The sequence below is a fragment of the Pseudoalteromonas sp. TB64 genome (genome assembly GCF_000498095.1).
GTDB lineage: Bacteria > Pseudomonadota > Gammaproteobacteria > Enterobacterales > Alteromonadaceae > Pseudoalteromonas.
Window position 1 is genome coordinate 1 of sequence record NZ_AUTQ01000033.1, and the last position, 1980, is coordinate 1980.

The following is a 1980-nucleotide window of genomic DNA, read 5'->3' on the forward strand; positions in this document are numbered from 1 at the left end:
ATCAAGCATGAGAATGCTCCTTGTAAAAAGGAGTATAAGATCATACTTTGAAGTCAAGGTAAAGTTCGTGATCTTGCCCTGGGAGGAAATATTAAACGCAAAAGAGTAGCTTTTAAAATGCGCTTATTAAAACCTTTAGCCAATGCTTGAAAATATAAATAATAGTAACAAGGTGCTTTTTATTCTTGTTGTTGATTTTTATAAATTTTATACAGTTTATACAGTTTATACAGTTTATACAGTTTATACAGCTTATATAGTTTTAAAAAAGTACAGTGTAGAGTGTCGCTTTATTCAGGCGTTTTAAAGCGAGGGCGATTGAATACGTTAAATTAATATAGTGAGATGGTTTAAAATTTAAATGAACGACCTTAAAGAAACGTGTATAAAATTGAATTACCTTCTTGAGCACACAGCAAACGTAAGGTTTGAATCAGGTGAAGAATATAGTTTTATTTTAGATAAAAAGTACACTGAGTTTGAAATTGAAAGCTTTGAAAAAGCTTATCAAATCTCTTTACCTGAAGAGTATAAAAATTTTCTTATTAATGTTGGGGCTTCAACACTTTATATTGATGAATATGGACTAGGGATAAAACTGTATAAATTAGAAGATTTAGAGGCTTTTTCTAAAAATGTTTTTTTTAAATATGAAAAACATATTTCCTGATTTATTAATTATTGGTTCGATTACTGGTAGAGGAGACTTTTTAGGCTTTGATCTTAAAGGAGCAAGAGGGTGCAATAGCTTTTCGGTGTTTTCACATGATGAGGACCCTGAAAAATGGCTAGAGACAAATTCTAGTTGGGGTAAGTTTAGTAGTTGGTTGTTAAAATTGGTTAAAACTGACGGGGAACAAGACTTTATTTAGATAGTAAGACTTTTGAACACTACCTGAGAATGAGTAATTCTAGACCCTCAACGCCCAAATAACTGGCTAAAAATAGTGGGCTAAAATGGAGCAGAGCGAACAGCCCGCTGTTTTAGTCCTTGTTGATTTTCTTGTTAGTTTCCGTTACTTGCTCAGAATCTATTTCTTTATTTTGAGGCTCTATTGTCGTGTAAGCAGAGTAACTTAATTGCCACACTGAATATAATACAGCAACAAGTGCCAGTAATTTTGAAGGCAAAGACTCCACTAATCGATTTAACTTTGCTGGTAGATTTGATCTGATAGTTTTTAATTTATTAGATTGAACTTTTTGGTAGATGGACTGGAAAAAGTATACTTTTGCCATAGTAGACTTATGTAATTTCAAATATTCTTTTCTCTTAAAAGCTTCGGCTTCTTCCGCACCAATTAAGTTGTCTCTGTGAGGCCCACCATTACATGCCATAATGCTAGGCATACGTGGAAGGTCGAAAGACTTTTTACCAAATTTCTCAGTAATTATTGATGATAAATTATGTTTCTTAGAGTCCTCGACTTTAGGCGGCTGCTTTTCCGTTAACACTCTATATCTATGCTCAATAGTCTCAAAACCAAAGTTAATATTGGACATATTCCAGTGAAGCCAATAACAGTCTTGGTGGTTTTGTATAAATTGATAGAAATCTTCTAACATCGTTGCTTCAATTTCATCATAATGATTATGTATTTCATCACGAGTGATTTTTTTATCTCCGCAACAAGATGTATTGAAAAGCTATGCATTGTAGAGCTGCAATTGATGTGATACGAGGTGAATACCCCTCATTATCATCATTTAATCCCTGACATGAGTAATGAATTACATATAATGAATTTTCATTATCTTTTAGAAATTTCAATTCTTCCTTGGAACGCATACAAACTCCGATGTAAGGAAACTTAACGCCTTACTAAGCGGCGCGAAATTGTTGGCTAAAATGTACGAGGAACGAGTGCTAGCCAACTGTTTAGCGTCCGTTTGAGTAACTTATAGTTCGACCAAGCCACTTAATTTAAAAGTAACTGACTATTATGTTAAGTGGAATATGCTTCTGTTGGTTACGAATAT

At 33.3% G+C, this 1980-nt stretch carries 2 protein-coding genes; one reads left to right on the top strand and one right to left on the bottom strand.

Annotation, left to right across the window (positions count from 1 at the left end; genetic code table 11):
* Nucleotides 1-361 precede the first annotated feature (361 nt).
* A complete protein-coding gene (locus L647_RS0100990; RefSeq protein WP_024609547.1) occupies nucleotides 362-670 on the top strand; it encodes an SMI1/KNR4 family protein in 309 nt (102 codons plus the stop codon).
* A 314-nt stretch (nucleotides 671-984) separates the two neighbouring features.
* Here the strand turns inward: L647_RS0100990 and L647_RS01000000123445 are convergent, their stop codons facing one another.
* A complete protein-coding gene (locus L647_RS01000000123445; protein ID WP_050581960.1) occupies nucleotides 985-1566 on the bottom strand; it encodes a hypothetical protein in 582 nt (193 codons plus the stop codon).
* Nucleotides 1567-1980: the final 414 nt, after the last annotated feature.